The sequence below is a fragment of the Paenibacillus sp. PvR098 genome (assembly GCF_017833255.1).
Taxonomy (GTDB): domain Bacteria; phylum Bacillota; class Bacilli; order Paenibacillales; family NBRC-103111; genus Paenibacillus_G.
This window is the reverse complement of sequence record NZ_JAFIBU010000001.1, coordinates 2224867-2242182: the sequence shown is the minus strand read 5'-3', so window position 1 is coordinate 2242182 and position 17316 is coordinate 2224867. Positions and strand designations below refer to the sequence as shown.

Sequence of the window (17316 nt, the reverse complement as noted above, 5' to 3'; positions counted from 1 at the left end):
TGCAAATACATCAAAGACATCATTCAATTGAAAGGAGTGCTTAACGATGGGTGCAGGACAATCTCGTAACAACAACATTTTGGTGGTACCACAAGCATCTCAAGCATTGGAACAATTGAAATATGAGGTAGCTCAAGAGCTGGGGATCCAAATTCCGCAAGATGGGTATTACGGTTATATGGCAACTCGCGACACCGGTGCAATTGGTGGACACATCACTCGCCGCCTGGTGCAAATCGCTGAGCAAACCCTTGCTGGTGGCCAAGTTCGCTAATAGTGAGAAGCTTCGTCAATATAAGCTCAGGGAGAAATCCTTGAGCTTTTTTGACGCGCTTCTAACAGGCGGGTACAAGCTCGATTCAAACAAAATAGCGGATCGAAGAGTACTTCATTCGACGCTTCTGACACAAATCCCTGCCTAAACGCCGCCATAAGCACCTAAATCCGCTATTTACTAAAAATAGCTTAATATAAATCCACGCGCAGCCTTTTCTCCAGACGGGATTCGCTGAGCCAACCGACATAGGAATCCAATGTATTGAACCTTTTGTCCATCATCAGGACGGCGACGAAAGGATATTGCTTGCGGTGCCGATATCTCACATCCGCCCAGCGAACCTCATACCCCCACGGGTGCTCTTTTACTTCGGCACAGGCATAGGAGGTGAAATACAAGAACGAGGCAATGTTCGGATGACTTTTGGAAGCATCGACGGCAGGGTGGGCGTCGCAAGTTACCCGGTCGATCCATTTGATTGCACCGTTCTTATATTCTCCTAACGTGAACCAGCCATCGGCTCCGTGCTTTATGATTTGCCAATGGTACAGATGCACCGTTGGAATCAACGTATATCGATCGCCGGGCTTATAAGACGAATCTTGTTTGTACAGCCGTGATTCGAGGTAATGGTGAACCCACGCCCTCCATATATAATAGACGGCAATACATACGTACAATAAAGGAAAGAGCACCTCGGGCCTTACAATATGAAGGGCCCACAAGAATATCGCCAGAACGTGGGACAAGAAAATGAACGGGTCGAAAATATGGATGATATTCCATGACACCCAGCGGCTCGAAAACGGTCTGAGTGCTTGCGTTCCATAGGTATTGAACAAATCCGTGAACACGTGGAAGACAACGGCAATGAATACCCACATCGTCACATGTGCCATGGGCAAATTGCCAAAAAACAGCCACAGCAAGCCGGAAATGAGCGCTGTCCAGATGAAGAGGGCAGGAATTGAGTGTGAAACTCCCCGATGATTTTTAATGTAGGCGGCATTCCCTTTGAGCCGCAGCAGCGTATCCAAATCGGGCGCTTGCGAGCCTGCCACGGTGCCGATCAATACTGCCGTGGCAACGGTCGAGTTGGCGGCAACGACGGGATCGATATAGGCAAGTCCTGCCAGTCCAAGTCCAATCACTAGATGGGTTCCGGTGTCCATGACTAACCTCCTGAAACAACTTTTTTTCATTAGTCTATTGCAGCCCACCATTATTAGTGTATCATTTTCTTCAATAAAATAAAGCAAGGCAGGTGAAAAAAATGTGTATCGTTTTTGTGGAATACAGGATTGAAGAGGGTTACCGCGATCAATATCTCGAATGGATGGAAGGAATCAAGGGGCAGCATCCGCAGTTGGAGGTGTATGAAGGGAGCGAGCAGCCCAATCTGTTTGTTGAAATTTGGAGCGGGCTTAGTGAGGAAGCGTATCATTCGTTGAAGGAATCGAGAACCGGCATTACTGCTGTGGAGGAGAATTCGAATCCTTGGAGGCTTCATGATGAATGGGTCCCGGGAGGAAGAGCAAAAATACATATATGGCAGTTTAAAAAAGTAAAATAGTCCATTGTTTGCGGTAAAGAAATCCATGGTTTCTTTTTCTTGATCACGGTAACCTTACTATAGCTATCAAACCAGCGCGGGAGGATACGGATGGAGAGGAAAAATATATTCTTGGCTCACATCAAGGCCAATCGATGGCCTTATGTTATAGGGTTTGCATTATTGTCCATATCATCCATACTGCAGCTGTTTATTCCGTGGCTGCTCGGCCGTTTTACCGATAGCCTCCAGTTGGGTGTATTAAGCTACGAGCAGGCCGTGAGCTTTGCAATATCGATGGCTTCAGTAGGTTTGGGCATCGCTTTCTTCCGTTCCGTTTCCCGCATTTATTTGTTTCGTCTTTCCCGTCAGCTTGAGATGCGTGTACGCGGAGAGCTGTTCGCGCATTGGGAGAAGCTATCAGCCCAATATTTCAATAATCGCCGGATTGGCGATCTGATGTCCCACGCCATCAGCGATGTGGGTGTCATTCGGGAGGTGACCATGCAGGGGTACTTCAACGTCATGGAAGCCCTATTCCTGATCATTGTGTCCGTTACAGCAATGGTCAGCTCCGTCAACCCGTGGCTGACCCTGTTAACCATGTTCCCGCTGCCGCTTCTCAGCTTGCTTGCATACCGTTTCAATAAGCGAATCATGCAGCAGTCAACGGACATGCAGGCCGCCATCTCTGACCTTACCAGCCGTGTGCAGGAATTTACGGCTGGTATTCGTGTCGTTAAAGCATTCATTCAGGAGCAAGCGGAACGGAAGCTTTTCGCCAAAGACAACCAGCATGCGGTTGATATGAACAGGAGATTTGTCCGCTCGAACTCACTGTTCGGGGCGCTGAGTGCAGGCATCGTGGGCTTCAGCTTTCTCGTCTCCGTCGTTGTCGGCGGGATCATGGTGCTGAAGGATATCATCACGCTTGGTGAATTTGTCGCTTTTAACACTTACTTGTCTCTGCTCATGGGTCCGATTGAGAACCTGGGCAAGGTGGTGAATTTACTGCAGCGTGGCAAAGCGTCAGAGCTGAGATTGCTGGAAATTTTTAATACGCAGCCGGATATTGTGGACGATGTCGTCGCCAAACCGGATAATGGACATATTAACGGGGATATTGAGATTCGTAATTTAACTTTCGCGTATCCGGAAGCTAACCGGCCTACGCTGAGGGATGTATCTCTGGCGATACCGAAAGGGTCGAGTCTAGCCATTGTAGGACGGGTGGGCAGCGGAAAGAGTACGCTCGTGCACCTGCTTGTAAGGCTGTATAATCCGCCGAAGGGCACGGTCTTCATCGACGGCCATGATATTCATGAGATTCCGTTAAAGACACTGCGCGGCCAGATCGGAATCGTTCCACAGGATCAATTCCTGTTCTCCTCTACGATCCGTGACAATATCGGCTTCGATCCGAAGCCGTATAGCGACGAGCAGGTGGTTGAAGCGGCCAAAATCGCTCAGGTGTATGACAATATCGTCGAGTTTCCGCATCAATTTAATACGGCCCTCGGAGAACGGGGAATTTCGCTGTCAGGAGGCCAGCGTCAGCGGGTCAGCATCGCCAGGGCGGTGATCAAGAAGCCGTCGGTACTGATCTTCGACGACAGCTTGTCTGCCGTAGATACGATTACTGAGGATCTGATTCTCGAAGGGCTGCAGTCGCTCATGAATAAACGGACGACCATCATCATCGGGCATCGTATTTCATCGGTTCAACACGCCGACCAGATCATCGTCATGGACGAAGGCTGTATTGTTGAACGGGGCAATCATGAGCACCTCGTAGCCTTGAACGGGATTTATGCGGATATGCACCATAAACAATTGTTGAATCAAGAGGCCGAGCGCCAGGACGGGAAAGCTCAAGAGCTTGCATCCGCACGATTGCTGCAGGGAGGTGCACGCACTTGAATATTCATGTGGAGAAAGAAGTCAAAAGTTTTAAGGACAGACAGCTGCTGGTTCGCCTTTTGGCATATGCCAAGCCCTATTGGAGCATGATACTGCTTTGCATTATCCTGTCCTTTCTGATCGTGGTAGCCGACCTTGCGCGCCCTTATCTCATTAAAGTAGCGATTGACGGGCATATTAATGGCCTACATAAACCGATGCTGTCGGCGGACTCGGGACAGGCTGAGAGTCTTGAAGTATATGGCAGTGTGACGGAATGGAACGGTAAAGCCTATGTTCGTCTGGAGCCCAAGGAAGCAGAGGCTGCTGCCGCTTCCATGCCTCCGGGTACGGCGCAAGCCCAGATCGTCCGCGTTGACGGCAAGGATTGGTTAGCCGACGGATGGTTGCCGGGGGAGCGAGAGCAGGCGGTAATGACGGAAGAGGGCGGTAAGCCTGTGATTCGAGCTGCAGGCTCAACTCGGAGTGCAGAGCTGATGGATCCCATCGCGCTGGAAGCGTTTCGGAGCCAGGATTATACAGGCTTTCTTCTATTGGGCGCCGTGTTCTTGGTGGCTGTTGTAGGGGCCGCGCTGTTGAGCTATCTCCAAGGCAACCTGCTGCAGTATACCGGGCAAAGGATTATTTTCAATATTCGAGAGCAGCTCTTCAATCATTTAAGCCGGATGTCCATGTCGTACTTCGACCGAAATCCGGTGGGACGGTTGGTGGTTCGAGTAACGCAGGATACGGAGTCGCTCAACCAGCTGTACTCGCAGGTGGTCGTCAACCTGATCAAGGATGTCATCGTGCTGATCGGAATTGTAATCGTTATGCTACAGCTTAGTATGGAGCTGGCGCTGCTGTCCTTCGCGGTGCTTCCTTTTCTTGCCGTCCTTACCTTCTGGTATCGTTCCGTCATCAGGGACGCACAGCGAAGAACAAGGATGATTCTGTCTCGGCTTAATTCGTTCCTGGCGGAAAATTTGTCCGGCATACGGATTACACAGCTGTTCATTCGAGAGGAACGGCAGGGTGAGCAGTTCGATCATCATAATACGGAGCATTATCAAGCGGGTATGCGGGGAACGGTCATCAACTCGATCTTCCAGCCTGCCATAGGATTTCTTGGCAATCTGGCCATCGCGCTGCTGCTCTGGTATGGCGGTGCCAGCGTTATCGAAGGTGGTATTACCTTCGGGGTTGTGTATGCTTTTACTCATTATGTGAGGCAGTTCTTCCAACCGCTCATGAGCCTTGCCGAGAAATATAATCAAATCCAGACGGCCATGGTTGGGGCCGAGCGGATCTTCGATATGCTTGATGAAAAGCCTTCGATCGTTGATAGTAAGCGGCCGAAGAGGCTTCCGCAGGAGATTCGCGGCGAAATTTCATTCGAGAATGTTTCGTTCGCCTACAATGGAGACGATTGGGTGCTTAAGGATGTCAGCTTTACGATTGAACCGGGGCAGACGATCGCGTTCGTCGGCGCCACCGGGGCGGGCAAGAGCTCGATCATTCAGCTGATCAATCGGTTCTATGATATTCAGAAGGGCAGCATTAAGCTGGATGGTATCGACATCCGGCAGCTCCCTTTGGACGATCTACGAAGATACATCAGCATCGTCCAGCAGGATGTATTCCTGTTCACGGGAGATATTGCCTCGAACATTCGTTTAAACAAGGAAGACATCACCGACGAGCAGGTGATTGAGGCAGCCCGCATGGTGCACATGGATGATTACATTCGTTCTCTTCCTGCAGGCTACCAAACGCTGCTGGGAGAGCGCGGAATCAATCTGTCGCTCGGTCAGCGCCAGCTTCTGTCTTTCGCCCGCGCCATTGCATTCCGCCCGCAGATTCTAATCCTTGATGAAGCCACCTCTAATATTGATACAGAGACCGAGCTCATCGTCCAGGATGCGCTGCACAACATCTCAGGCGGCCGGACTACACTGATCGTTGCCCACCGATTGTCGACGATTCAGCATGCCGATCAGATTATCGTCATGCACAATGGCAAGGTTCGAGAAATCGGCAACCATGACCAGCTGCTTGCACATCGCGGCTACTACCACCGCCTGTACAAGCTGCAGTACAAGGAGCGAAAGCCTATGCCGAAGGCGAGGTAGCAGATGGTACGGCAGAGAACAGCCACCACCTTCGATTTAATGTGCTGCAACAAGAATCAAGGTACCTTTTAACTATGGGGTGCCTTAAAATTTTTCAATTTTTACTTTCCACCGTTAATTGCTCATATATTCCCTGATACAAAATAAAACCGTATTCTAATGCAGCAATATCATCCTGTGATACCAGACGAATACCTCTGCAGATTAAATCCAATCCGGGAGCACTAGGCTCCAACATGATTTCTTGCACGGTATCGGCTTCATCCACGATTCTCGCGATGCGATGCAGAATGGGATCGGTTAATTGAAATTCCCTGAGCAGCGTATGAAAGGAGCAATGTCCACGGTAATGACTGTACTTTGCTCCCGGAATATCAAAAGGTTCGGCATCACCCGGAATGTTTTTTTCTCCTACTGGAACAAAAATAAAGGTGGCCTCGGGATCAATGAAATGTTTGATCAGCCAGGCACAGGCCATTCGGTCTACCCCAACGTTTTGCCAAGTTACCCATTTCATTACTCGTCATCCCCCATTTTTTGTAGCAGTTGTTTTCTGATTTCTTTGCCAAGCTCGCATTGAAAATAATCTTGCATCGACGCCTGTTGATACTTTTGTGAAATGAAGGATAAATTCGGATGATCTTGCTCTAGCTCCAAACCAATCTCTTCATAAATTCGGATGACTTGAGCATTGAAATGATCGATCAGAGAATCTTCTTGAGCAGGTAGGAGGGATTCAGATTTCCATACAAACACTTCTCCGCCCAGCTCCTGAATTTCAATGGCTAACCATTGAAATTGTTCAAGTGTTTTAATGTTATAAGGCATGATCCAAACGGAATCCTGCATAAGAAATGCTCCCGCTTTTTTTAGTTTTCTCCATATATAGACTCTCGAAGAGGTGGGTTTAGGAGGTATTTTATAGTGAAGTAAGAGCCAAGTTTTCAAATGAGGTCTCCTCCGATCTTCCGCTTTCTCATCCGTAAAGCTATTAAACAATCGAAACTAAAGTGGTACCAAAAACCATGCCTAAAAGAAATACACTCCATATGGGCCATCTATAACGGATGAGCAGTAAGAAACTAATTGCAGCTAATACGTGGCTGAGCCAATCTCGAAACATTTCGATAGATAAGGTAAGCAAGAACAGGGCAGTCAAGCCTACCACAGCAGCACTGATCCCTTCCAGAAAGATTTTTATTTTTTTGTTGCCTCGTATTTGTTCAAAATAAGGAGCACCTATCAATACGATTAAAAAAGCAGGTAAAAAGATGAAACATGTAGCTATTGCAGCTCCCCACCAACCGTTAGCCGCAAATCCGACAAATGCTGCCACCATAATTAGTGGTCCAGGTATTAATTCGTTAATAGCCAATCCATCGATATATTGTGCAGTGGTTAGCCAACCATAATTATTAACAGCCTCGAACTGGAGAAGAGCCAGCACGGTATAAGCTCCTCCGAAACTCATAGCTCCCAGTTTGAAAAACAACCATGATAAATGGCTGTTCAGTGCGTATCCGGCGGAACCAACAGCAGCTAGCGCAAGTGGATTTACAGAGAAAGTCCTTTGTTTACGCCATTCCTTCCTTTTTATGAACATATACATCAATCCCAGCAACAGTAACAATATCGTTAAATCAATAGAAGTGAGAAAGCCTAGAATTAACATAAGAGCAGAAATGAGGATCATTTGTCCGCTCGATAACACGCCGAATTTCTTTGATAGCCGATATAAGCTAAAAGCAACGATGGCTACCATCGCTGGTTTAACTCCATATAATAAGTTTTGTACCAAGGACGAAGTTCCAGCATAACGAAAGTAAAGCCAGGAGGCCACGGTAATCAAGAAAAAATTAGGAAGCATGAAACCAAGACCAGCTGCAATGCCACCAAGCCATTTCCGTTTGAGATAACCTATGTACATACATAGCTCCGCTGCTTCAGGACCGGGAATCATGCCGCAAACGGCGTACGCGTCTCGAAATGTTTCGTTGTCAATCCAGCCCTTTTTCTCTACCGCATCTTCATGAATCACTTGGATTTGAGCTACAGGCCCTCCCCATCCTTTGAGTCCAATCAATACATAATTCCAGAAAATCAACCAAAGGCTTACTTCTGAGGTAGATGGTTCTGTCTTTATGTACATTTCATTTGAATTCATCTGTGTTCCTCCTGTATAAATGTAACCATAGTTACATTATATGGAGAGGTGAAAGGAAAAGCAAGAAAACCATAAAGTATTAAAAGATAAGCTAGTTTAGTTTCTCGTTGTGTCCCGGTTCTTTCTAGTAATAGTTCACGGAGGATATTGGAGTAGGCCTATCTATCGATTATTGCTGCACCATATGCTTGCGAAACCGAATTAGTAAATATACGGCTCGAATCCATAAATCAAAAGCGATGGAAATCCATACTCCGGCAATTCCATAGTCCCAATAAATACATAGCACATATACTCCGATGATCCTAATCAGCCACATTCCGATAGCCGTACTGTACATCGGACTTTTGGTGTCCCCAGCCCCCTGAAGCGCGCCTGCAATGACCAATCCTACAGCTAACGCCGGCAGAGCAAATGCATCAATTCTCAAAGCTGTAACAATCATATCGATGACTAGCCGATCCTCGGTAAACCATGTGCTAAACCAAGGTGATAAGAAGAAAAGAAAAATGCCAATGAGTGTCATGATAGCAATAGCAACCCCTGTGGTCAGTAACCCATATGAGTAAGCGTCTTTTCGTCGACCTGCACCTAGTTGTTGTCCAACCAGTGTGGTTGCCGCAACGGCAAAACCATAACCTGGCATATACGCGAACACCTCAATGCTGCCAGCTATCATATGAGCCGCGTACACATCCGTACCAATCCTGATGATCAGACCGAAATACAGAACTTGACCCAGGCGCATAATAAGTCTTTCCACGGTAGTTGGTACCGACAATTTTACTAATGGTAATGCATATTCTTTTATGGGAAAAAGGGCGTTCCGCAATGGAAAGGCCAATGAGGATCTGCGAATGTAAAGAAACAATAAAACCGTACCCACTACACGAGCGACGACTGAGGCCCACGCAGCTCCTGCCAAACCGAATCCAGGGAGGACAGCAACGCCAAAGATCAATACGTAGTCCAAAATAATATGCAGGATATTGATCCATAACCCGACTTTCATCGGAGTCTTGGTGTCTCCTGCCGATCTAAGAATACTGCCGAATATCGTCATTAGAGAGATAAAAACGGATGAAACGCCGACGATACGGAAATATACCGCTCCCTCTGAAGTAACGCGGGGAGCTGCCCCCATTAATCGCAGTAGTGGCTCCGCAAAGAATAATGTGATTATTCCAAAAATGATTCCGACGACTATTGCAAGAAAAGTCGATTGTTCCGCAATTTTCTTAGCTAGTTGAACTTCTCCAGCTCCAATACTTCGCGCGATCAAGGAAGAAGTTCCTACACCAATGGCCAAGAATATAGCCAAATATACAGCGAGGATCGCATTGGTAACGCCGACTGCTGCGACTTCTTCCAGACCCAGTTTAGCAACAAATAACATGTCCACAAATCCAACCATGGTTTGCAACAAATTTTCAATGACTGCGGGTATAGCCAAAGCTAAGATGATTCTCAGTTTTTGTTTATGCGTTGTTTGTTCCCCAAAAGTGGTAGACAAAAAAAGCACATCCTCTAAAGAGATATTTTCCTCATTTTATCCCCCCAGGGGGGATGGGTCAATATTATGTAATGATTAAAATATTTGAACCTGGGGATTGCCCAAATCTTGGTATATTCCTCAGTGGGATCACGTCATTTTTGCATCCGTTTCAAGCTTATTGTAATGTTATATATACTATGTTGCGGATACGGAGGTATTTTATGGGTGCTAATCATAAACACAGAAAGCAGGTAGAAAATCGTCTGGCGCGAATCGAAGGACACGTTCGGGCTATTAAGGAAATGTCCAAAGAACATCGCGATTGCGGAGAACTGTTGATCCAAATCGCGGCCGTACGTTCAGCACTCGATAACGTCGGAAAGCTCATTCTCAAGGATCACTTGGAAAGCTGCATCATTGAAGGTGTGGAAACTGGTGACAAGGATAAGGTGTTAACGGACTTGGAAAAAGCCTTGGATAAATTTATTCGATGAAATAGTTGTATTGAATATTTATAGGAAGGGACATTGGGCGCAAGCGGATCTTATTGTACTTCTTTAAGCGTTCCTTGTACTTTATAAGATTTAAACACAAAGCAGTTGTTGCAGGGACTCCCTGTCGACGACTGCTTTTTATATTGAAACCACCGAAAAGAGGGATAAGTACCAATGAAATTATATTAATGTAATATTAAATAACATTAATGATGAAGTGGCAGTGTTTTCAAAAGAAAATCTTATGGTAACCCATGAAAAAAACTATTTTACAAGTCATACTATATAACATAATATGAACACAAGTTAACTAAATCAGATAAATAATGTTAACTTAATGTTAGATTTTATTTCCGGCAATCATGCGGAAAACAAGAAGAAGATACTGAATCCAAATGAAATGTAAAGGGGTATGGATGCTATGAAAGAATGGATGCGCATGATTCCGGAAGCAGAACAAGTGACGTACAAACAGGCGGGATTTCTAACGGGTTTGGAATTAGGAAAAAAGGCAGCTCTTGTGGTCGTTGATGTAACGTACGGGTTTACCGGATCAGAATCTGTTTCTTTGCAAGAGGCCATTCTGGAATACCCGACAGCCTGCGGACCCGCGGCATGGGAAGCGATGCCCAGAATAAGCCGTTTGATCGAACTGTTTCGGAGTAAACAGCTTCCCATAGTCTATACGCATAGCGATTCCAACAGCACTCATTACACGGGGAAAGCGACCAAATCAAAACGGACTTCGCATACAGCGCCGGGGTTTAATGATTTTCCGGAACCAGTGGCTCCGAAAGAAGGAGAATGGGTGCTGGGCAAAACGAAGGCAAGCATCTTCTTTCAAACGCCGCTTAGCGCTTATCTGGTAAAGGAGAAGGTTGACACGCTTGTTCTGTGCGGGGTTTCCACCTCGGGCTGCGTAAGAGCCTCTGCGGTCGACGCTTGTTCGCATGGTTACACCACCTTTGTCATCGACGACTGCTGCTTCGACCGTTCTTATTTTTCGCACTGCAGTAATCTTTTTGATATGAATGCCAAATATGCGTCGGTTATTTCGCTTCATGAACTGGAAGAGTTAATGGTCTAGCCGCAAACTTTTGGAAGGTTCCAAGTACTTACCATAACAAAAGGGGTGCTTTTAATGAGAAAACGAAAAGAGATGAACATGGGAATTTTAAGTGTGATACTGCTGTTGATTTTAACCGCGTGCGGCGGAGAGAAAACCCCTGAAGCGGCATCTTCGACAGGCACTACAGGTGCAGAGCTTACGAAGGTGAAACTGGGTGTTTTGAAAATGGCTGCTTTGACGAACCCGTGGGTCGCTAAACAAGAGGGAATTTTCGAAAAGAACGGATTGGATGTCGAGCTGGTTGAATTCAAAGCCGGCTCGGAGGCGATCAGCGCGCAGCAGTCGGGTGACGTGGATATCGTTCTTTCCATTCCGGGAACGGCGATGACCGCGATCGAGCGTGGATTCGATTTGGTGGCTATCGCCCAGAACGAAATCGCCAAGACAGCTGGGCCGGATTCAGGATCCGTACAAGTACTGAAGGATTCCAGCATCCAAAGCTTAAAGGATTTGGCGGGGAAAAAAGTCGCAGTATCCAGTCTTCACAGTCAAAACACGGTAGGCGTCCAGCAGCTGCTTAAGGATGCGGGTGTGTTTCTAAGTGAAGTCCAATTGATGGAAATTCCGCTTCCAAGCCAAGTCGATGCATTGAAATCGAAGCAGGTTGATGCCGTCGTTGCGGTTGATCCTTACACGACGCAGCTGATTACGTCGGGACTTGGTAAAGTATTGTCATGGAATTACGTGGAAAGCATTCCGGAACAGCCTTTGGGAGCCTGGTTTGCCAAGAGCTCCTTTGTTAAAGAAAAACCGGAAGTGATCGAAAAATTCAATCTTTCCATTAAAGAGTCAATCGACTACTTGCTGGCCGATCCGCAGCGCGCAAGGGAAAAAGTCGCTGAATATACCGGTTTGGATCCCAAGCTCGTTCAAGATATGCCGCTCATCAGCTGGAGCTACAAAGTAGATCCGAAAAAGTGGCAAGAGGTCGTTGATTTGATGGTCGAAAATAAAGAGTTGAAGGAAAGGCATAAAGCGGAAGAATATTTCTCAGAGCAAATGAAAGCCTATATCATCCAATAAATCGCAACGATAATTATTTAACGAAAGGGTGATCTATATGTCGATGAGCAGCTCAGCTCAATTGTCCTTCATCACAGAACCGGCATTTCACGAGCCGATTATCGAAGTGAAAAACCTCAGCAAAGCTTTCTCGGTGAACGGAAATAAAGTTACGGTGTTCGACGACTTTTCTTACCGGATTAACAAGGGGAGCTTCCTCTCGATCGTAGGGCCTTCGGGATGCGGAAAATCGACACTGCTTAAGCTTATTTCCGGGTTGGAATCGCCAACCAAGGGAGACGTTTTTTTTCAAGATCGGACGATTTCTGGGCCTCCTCAAGGCATGATTTATGTATTTCAACAATACACCAAGTCGATTTTCCCTTGGCGTACCGTCATTCAAAATATTGAATTTGGTTTGAAAAGCCATAAGAAGGTATCGAAAAAAGAAGCCCATGAGAAATGCATGGAATATATCCGGCTTGTAGGCTTGGAGGGATATGAAAACTATTTTCCCTCCCAGCTTTCAGGGGGCATGCAGCAGCGGGTGGTCATTGCCCGCGCACTCATCTGCGAGCCTGACGTGCTGCTAATGGATGAACCGTTCAGTGCCGTTGACGCCATGACACGTGCGATTCTGCAAGAATTGCTTCTCAAAATCTGGGAGACGATACCGATCACCATACTTTTCGTGACGCATGACGTGGAGGAGGCCGTACTTCTCTCCAGTCACATCATTTCGCTCGGTAAAGCTCCGGCGGGCATAAGAGAGGATCTGGTCATTAACCTGCCTTATCCTAGAGATCCGATCAAGACGCCGGAACATGAACGTTTTACTGTCATTCGGCAGCGTCTGTTCACCAGTATTTTCAAACAGGAGAAAGGTGCTGTGTAATTCATGCTTTTGTGGAAAGGCACCAATGAAGGGGGAGATAGCAATGAAAAAGCGCTGGCCTGGATTTCTTTTAATCGCAGTCATTTTAATAGTATGGGAGATGTGTTCGGCTCTAAAACTGATCGATCCGGTTAGTTTCCCCAAGGTCAGCTTGATTTTCACTTCATGGGTCGAGAGTCTGACGAGCGGTGAGTTGTTGAAGCAGCTGATGCCAAGCTTAGGCAGGATTTTCTCCGGTTTTGGCTTTGCTGTCACTGTGGCGGTGCCCTTAGGCTTGCTTATGGGCAGTGTTCCCTTTGTGTATCGTTTGCTGGAGCCCATTACTGAATTTGTAAGACCGATCCCGAGTTCGGCATACATTCCGATCGCCATTCTTTTCCTCGGCATTGGCAATGAAATGAAAGTATTCGTCGTCTTTCTCTCCTGCTTGTTTCCGGTACTGTTGAATACTTATGGGGGAGTTCGCGGCGTGGACCCGGTATTGATCGATACGGGGCGAACGTTCGGTGTTCACCGGCTGAAGGCGTTATGGCAAATTGTTTTACCGGCCTCGCTGCCGAGTATTTTGACAGGAATGCGGATCAGCCTAGGGATTGCCTTGATCGTAGCTGTCGTGGCCGAGATGATAACGGGAAACAGCGGAATCGGTTATTTTATACTGGATATGCAGCGCGTCTTTAGGGTTCCTGAAATGTTTGCAGGGATATTCACATTAGGAATCATCGGTTATTTGATTAATTTCTTTTTCCTGAAAATTGAGGGTCATTTCCTGAGGTGGAGAGGGACCGCGAATGAAGCTTGATCGGGAAAAGCGTACGGTTATCGTCACGGGTGCGGGGAGCGGTATCGGATATGCCTTAACCTTGCGTCTACTGGAGGAAGGATACCCAGTATCCGCTTGGGATATAGCGGCGGGCGGATTGGCGTCTATCACTCATCATCGCCTCTCTTTTTACAAACTGGATGTACGCGATAAGCGCAGCATCGAGCAGGCCGTTAGGCAAACGCTAAACGTCTCGGGCGCAATCGGCGGTTTGGTCGCCTGTGCTGCCATTTATAAAGCGAAGCCATTCCTGGCATTGAGCGAATCGGAATGGGATCAGGCGTTTGATATCAATCTGAAGGGATTTTTGCTGGTTTGTCAGGCGGTGCTTCCGGCGATGCGAGAACTGGGATTTGGCAGTATCGTGCTTTTCTCTTCCATGATCGCCCGGTCAGGAGCAGTATCGGGCGCGCATTATGCGGCGACGAAAGGCGGAATTCTTGGCTTGGCGCGTTCATTGGCGCTGGAGGTGGCTAGGGAAAATATCCGGGTCAACGTCGTATCGCCGGGAATTACCGACACGCCGCAACCGCGCGGCAATATGCGCGAGGAGGATATGTATGCAAAAGGAAACGGTATTCCTTTGAAGCGTATCGGGTCGCCGGAGGATATGGCAGAAGGGGCTTTGTTTCTGCTGCGGGAGGAAAGCTCGTTTATGACCGGACAGGATTTGCGGATTAACGGGGGAGCTCTGCTGTTTTGATTTGACATCGGAAGGAACGTGGCCATCGTGAATGTGCTTATCACAGGTGCCGCAAGCGGAATCGGTCGCGCGGCTGCAAAGCTTCTGGCTAAGCGGATGACTGTCCTTGCCGCCGATCGGAATAAGTCGGAAGCTGCGGCGTTGGCGGAAGAAATAAATCGTGAAGGCTTCCGTGCCTATGCCATTGAGGTCGATGTGACCAGCCGTGAATCGGTCACGCAAATGATGACGTGGATTGGGGAACATGCAGGAGAGGTGCACGCGCTTTTTAATAATGCGGGGATCAACAGGCGGGCGCCGGTCGAGCTTATCCGTGAAGAAGATTGGGATCTGATGATGGCTACGCATGTGAAGGGCGCGTTCCTTTGCTCCAAAGCTGTTCTGCCGCAAATGTGTCAAAGGGGGGAGGGAGTTATCGTCAACATGTCTTCCGATTTTGCCGTGATGGGAATGCCGGGTGCGGCGGCTTATGCTGCTGCCAAGACAGCTGTTTATTCATTGACCAAATCGTTAGCGATGGAATTTGCTCCTCACGGCATTCGCGTAAATGCCCTTGGCCCCGGACCGATTGACACGCCACTCTTGCGGTCGGCGAGATCAGAAGAGGAATGGATAAAAAATGAGACGAAGCTTAAGGAGAAAAATGCGATGGGCCGGCTGGGTAAACCGGAGGAAGTGGCTTCCGTACTGGACTTTTTATTGAGTGAGCGGTCCGGTTATATCACCGGGCAGATCATTCATCCCAACGGCGGTCAACTTACTTGGTGAGAAGGTGAAAAAAAGGATAAAGCGCATAACTCGGAGGTGGGAAATATGAAATTGGGTGTTTGGACTCCTCTTCCGCATACGATTCGCCCTGAACCGATTATGGAAGAAGCGATAGACCGACTCCGTAATCAGGGCGGAGAGGGAGAAACTGACTTATCGTATCAGTATGCCCTGGATACTGTTCTCAAAGCGGAAGAATACGACTTTGACATCACCCTTATCGCCGAGCGTTTCTTAGGGCCGGACCTGGAGTCTTGGGTATTGACCAGTGCGCTTGCTGCGCGGACGACAAGCATAGAACTGATGGCAGCTGTGCATCCGGGAATTATTCATCCGCAGGTTGTGGCCAAAATGGGAGCAGCGATCGACCGGATCAGCGGAGGGCGGTTCGCTGTCAATATTGTAAACGGGTGGTGGAAGGACGAATTTAATTTGTTTGGCAATGGCGCTTGGCTCGAGGACCCGGAGAAAAGATACCTGCGCATGAATGAATTTGTTCAAGTGCTGAAGGGGTTGTGGTCGGAAGATAAGTATTCGTTTCAAGGTGAATTTTACCGGGTGGAATCCGCCAGCCTGCCGACCAAGACCTGCCGCCGTCCTTATCCGCCGATTTACGCGGCGAGCCGCTCTGAAACGGGCAAGGAAATTATAGCGAACCACTGCGATGTATGGTTTTTGTCGTGTGATCCGGGACACCGTCAGTTTGGCGACAATGTCAAGGCGATGGCTGCAGAAATAGATCGGATGAATGGAAGGGGTCGCATCCTCGGACGGGAAATGGGCTATGGATTGAGCGCGCACGTCATTTGCGCCGCTTCTCAGGATGAGGCGGAGACGCGTGCGGATGAACTTGAAGCGTACAGGAAGAACGGAGGAGTATCCGCCATCGCCGCAAAAGCGCTTGGGGCGGGATTGGTGGGCACGCCGGAGTTGATCGCCACACGCATAAAGCAATACGAAGAATTGGGGATCGGTTGTTTGATGATGCATTTTCATCCCATGCTGGAGGGGCTGGAAACCTTCGCCCGGGAAGTGATGCCCATGCTGCGGCACACGGTTCGAAAATAAGATGAGACGTAGGAGTTGAATTCATGAAAAACGTTGATCCGTTTACTTTTTTTCCCTATGAAGCGATTGTGGACCGTCCGGCTTTCACCTGGCCGAATGGGGCAAAAGTTGCTGTTTGGGTGATCCCGAATATTGAGCATTTTCATCTTGAATTGTTTCATCCGTCGCCGGATGTGAGAAATTACTCGCGGCGCGATTATGGAAACCGGGTAGGCATTTGGCGCTTGATGGAAGTGCTGGAGAAGAACGGAGTAAAGGGAACGGTTGCGCTGAACGGCGAAATCGGCAAGTACTATCCCCGTATCATGGAAGCGGCCCGCAGCCTGAAATGGGAGTTTATGGGCCATGGGATGACGAACTCGGTTATGCTTAACACCCTGCCTAAAGAAGAAGAAGAATCGGTCATCGTTCAGACCAAGCGAGTGATCGAAGAATACGGCGAGCAGATGTACGGATGGCTAGGACCGGGATTGATTGAAACATGGGATACGATTGATCTGCTGGGCAAGCATGATGTGGAGTATGTATGCGACTGGGTGAATGACGATCTTCCTTATCGTATGAATAACGGGTTGCATTCGATTCCTTATTCCATTGAGCTGAATGATATGCCGTTGTTTAATAACCCGAGTATCAGCATTGATGATTTTTATAAACGAATATGTGATACGTTTGATGTTCTTTATGAGGAAGGAGGGACATGCGGCCGTGTCATGGGGATTGCGCTGCACCCGTTTCTCATAGGCGTTCCTCACCGGATTAAATATTTGGACAGAGCGCTGAAGTATATCGCATCCCACGATAAAGTGTGGTTTGCAACGGGACATGAAATCATTCAAGCGTATCGATCCCTCTAATATAGTAAAATACGTTAAAACGGCAGCATGCTTCTTTGGTTTTGTCTGGGGGTGAACT

At 47.8% G+C, this 17316-nt stretch carries 18 protein-coding genes; 13 read left to right on the top strand and 5 right to left on the bottom strand.

Annotated elements, in window-relative coordinates; translation table 11 throughout:
• Positions 1 to 46 precede the first annotated feature (46 nt).
• Entirely contained in the window at positions 47 to 274 is a 228-nt protein-coding gene (locus JOE45_RS11175; RefSeq protein WP_210020121.1) for an alpha/beta-type small acid-soluble spore protein, read from the top strand.
• A gap of 191 nt (positions 275 to 465) precedes the next feature.
• On the opposite strand, the gene JOE45_RS11170 is transcribed toward JOE45_RS11175, so the two are convergent.
• On the bottom strand, positions 466 to 1449 hold the full coding sequence (locus JOE45_RS11170; protein ID WP_210020122.1) for a metal-dependent hydrolase: 984 nt from the start codon (positions 1447 to 1449) through the stop codon (positions 466 to 468).
• 101 nt (positions 1450 to 1550) lie between these two features.
• Between JOE45_RS11170 and JOE45_RS11165 the strand changes: the two genes are divergently transcribed.
• The 3 genes from JOE45_RS11165 (at position 1551) to JOE45_RS11155 (ending at position 5860) form a co-directional block, all read left to right on the top strand.
• The gene (locus JOE45_RS11165) at positions 1551 to 1850 is read left to right on the top strand and encodes a hypothetical protein (RefSeq protein WP_210020123.1); all 300 of its coding nucleotides are present in this window, start codon (positions 1551 to 1553) and stop codon (positions 1848 to 1850) included.
• Positions 1851 to 1940: 90 nt separating this feature from the next.
• The gene (locus tag JOE45_RS11160) at positions 1941 to 3749 is read left to right on the top strand and encodes an ABC transporter ATP-binding protein (RefSeq protein WP_210020124.1); all 1809 of its coding nucleotides are present in this window, start codon (positions 1941 to 1943) and stop codon (positions 3747 to 3749) included.
• A complete protein-coding gene (locus JOE45_RS11155; RefSeq protein ID WP_245246871.1) occupies positions 3746 to 5860 on the top strand; it encodes an ABC transporter ATP-binding protein in 2115 nt (704 codons plus the stop codon). Before JOE45_RS11160 ends, JOE45_RS11155 begins: the two co-directional genes overlap by 4 nt.
• Before the next feature lie 94 nt (positions 5861 to 5954).
• Here JOE45_RS11155 and JOE45_RS11150 read toward each other — a convergent pair whose 3' ends face one another.
• From JOE45_RS11150 to JOE45_RS11135, 4 genes are all read right to left on the bottom strand, one after another.
• Positions 5955 to 6377, bottom strand: coding sequence for a chromate resistance protein ChrB domain-containing protein (locus JOE45_RS11150; RefSeq protein ID WP_210020125.1), 423 nt, complete (start codon positions 6375 to 6377; stop codon positions 5955 to 5957).
• A complete protein-coding gene (locus JOE45_RS11145) occupies positions 6377 to 6808 on the bottom strand; it encodes a Chromate resistance protein ChrB (protein WP_210020126.1) in 432 nt (143 codons plus the stop codon). The genes JOE45_RS11150 and JOE45_RS11145 overlap by 1 nt, the downstream gene beginning before the upstream one ends.
• A 43-nt stretch (positions 6809 to 6851) precedes the next feature.
• A complete protein-coding gene (gene chrA / locus JOE45_RS11140) occupies positions 6852 to 8024 on the bottom strand; it encodes a chromate efflux transporter (RefSeq protein WP_210020127.1) in 1173 nt (390 codons plus the stop codon).
• Positions 8025 to 8193: 169 nt separating this feature from the next.
• Positions 8194 to 9537, bottom strand: a complete 1344-nt coding sequence (locus JOE45_RS11135) for an MATE family efflux transporter (protein WP_245246867.1) — start codon at positions 9535 to 9537, stop codon at positions 8194 to 8196.
• Between the two features lie 203 nt (positions 9538 to 9740).
• On the opposite strand from JOE45_RS11135, the gene JOE45_RS11130 reads away from it, so the two are divergent.
• The 9 genes from JOE45_RS11130 to JOE45_RS11090 all read left to right on the top strand — a co-directional run bounded on the left by JOE45_RS11130 (position 9741) and on the right by JOE45_RS11090 (position 17258).
• Positions 9741 to 10013: a metal-sensing transcriptional repressor gene (locus JOE45_RS11130; RefSeq protein ID WP_210020128.1), complete on the top strand. Its 273-nt coding sequence runs from the start codon at positions 9741 to 9743 to the stop codon at positions 10011 to 10013.
• A 421-nt stretch (positions 10014 to 10434) separates the two neighbouring features.
• Positions 10435 to 11100: an isochorismatase family protein gene (locus JOE45_RS11125; RefSeq protein WP_210020129.1), complete on the top strand. Its 666-nt coding sequence runs from the start codon at positions 10435 to 10437 to the stop codon at positions 11098 to 11100.
• 54 nt (positions 11101 to 11154) lie between these two features.
• Positions 11155 to 12165 carry an ABC transporter substrate-binding protein gene (locus tag JOE45_RS11120; RefSeq protein ID WP_210020130.1) on the top strand — a complete coding sequence of 337 codons (1011 nt, stop codon included), beginning with the start codon at positions 11155 to 11157 and terminating at the stop codon, positions 12163 to 12165.
• 43 nt (positions 12166 to 12208) lie between these two features.
• Positions 12209 to 13039 (top strand): ABC transporter ATP-binding protein, encoded by an 831-nt coding sequence (locus JOE45_RS11115; RefSeq protein WP_210020131.1) that lies wholly within the window; start codon positions 12209 to 12211, stop codon positions 13037 to 13039.
• 43 nt (positions 13040 to 13082) lie between these two features.
• The gene (locus JOE45_RS11110) at positions 13083 to 13841 is read left to right on the top strand and encodes an ABC transporter permease (RefSeq protein WP_210020132.1); all 759 of its coding nucleotides are present in this window, start codon (positions 13083 to 13085) and stop codon (positions 13839 to 13841) included.
• Entirely contained in the window at positions 13831 to 14565 is a 735-nt protein-coding gene (locus JOE45_RS11105) for an SDR family NAD(P)-dependent oxidoreductase (protein WP_210020133.1), read from the top strand. The genes JOE45_RS11110 and JOE45_RS11105 overlap by 11 nt, the downstream gene beginning before the upstream one ends.
• A 27-nt stretch (positions 14566 to 14592) precedes the next feature.
• Positions 14593 to 15333 carry an SDR family NAD(P)-dependent oxidoreductase gene (locus tag JOE45_RS11100; RefSeq protein ID WP_210020134.1) on the top strand — a complete coding sequence of 247 codons (741 nt, stop codon included), beginning with the start codon at positions 14593 to 14595 and terminating at the stop codon, positions 15331 to 15333.
• A 45-nt stretch (positions 15334 to 15378) separates the two neighbouring features.
• Entirely contained in the window at positions 15379 to 16401 is a 1023-nt protein-coding gene (locus JOE45_RS11095; RefSeq protein WP_210020135.1) for an LLM class flavin-dependent oxidoreductase, read from the top strand.
• Positions 16402 to 16424: 23 nt separating this feature from the next.
• Complete coding sequence (locus JOE45_RS11090) at positions 16425 to 17258, top strand: polysaccharide deacetylase family protein (protein WP_210020136.1); 834 nt, start codon at positions 16425 to 16427, stop codon at positions 17256 to 17258.
• Positions 17259 to 17316 lie beyond the last annotated feature (58 nt).

Coding starts and splice junctions, on each gene's coding strand:
- JOE45_RS11165 (WP_210020123.1), top strand. CDS start 1,551: ATGTGTATCGTTTTTGTGGAATACAGGATTGAAGAGGGTTACCGCGAT.
- JOE45_RS11150 (WP_210020125.1), bottom strand. CDS start 6,377: ATGAAATGGGTAACTTGGCAAAACGTTGGGGTAGACCGAATGGCCTGT.
- JOE45_RS11095 (WP_210020135.1), top strand. CDS start 15,379: ATGAAATTGGGTGTTTGGACTCCTCTTCCGCATACGATTCGCCCTGAA.
- JOE45_RS11130 (WP_210020128.1), top strand. CDS start 9,741: ATGGGTGCTAATCATAAACACAGAAAGCAGGTAGAAAATCGTCTGGCG.
- JOE45_RS11125 (WP_210020129.1), top strand. CDS start 10,435: ATGAAAGAATGGATGCGCATGATTCCGGAAGCAGAACAAGTGACGTAC.
- JOE45_RS11120 (WP_210020130.1), top strand. CDS start 11,155: ATGAGAAAACGAAAAGAGATGAACATGGGAATTTTAAGTGTGATACTG.
- JOE45_RS11090 (WP_210020136.1), top strand. CDS start 16,425: ATGAAAAACGTTGATCCGTTTACTTTTTTTCCCTATGAAGCGATTGTG.
- JOE45_RS11110 (WP_210020132.1), top strand. CDS start 13,083: ATGAAAAAGCGCTGGCCTGGATTTCTTTTAATCGCAGTCATTTTAATA.
- JOE45_RS11115 (WP_210020131.1), top strand. CDS start 12,209: ATGAGCAGCTCAGCTCAATTGTCCTTCATCACAGAACCGGCATTTCAC.
- JOE45_RS11170 (WP_210020122.1), bottom strand. CDS start 1,449: ATGGACACCGGAACCCATCTAGTGATTGGACTTGGACTGGCAGGACTT.
- JOE45_RS11160 (WP_210020124.1), top strand. CDS start 1,941: ATGGAGAGGAAAAATATATTCTTGGCTCACATCAAGGCCAATCGATGG.
- chrA (WP_210020127.1), bottom strand. CDS start 8,024: ATGAATTCAAATGAAATGTACATAAAGACAGAACCATCTACCTCAGAA.
- JOE45_RS11105 (WP_210020133.1), top strand. CDS start 13,831: ATGAAGCTTGATCGGGAAAAGCGTACGGTTATCGTCACGGGTGCGGGG.
- JOE45_RS11175 (WP_210020121.1), top strand. CDS start 47: ATGGGTGCAGGACAATCTCGTAACAACAACATTTTGGTGGTACCACAA.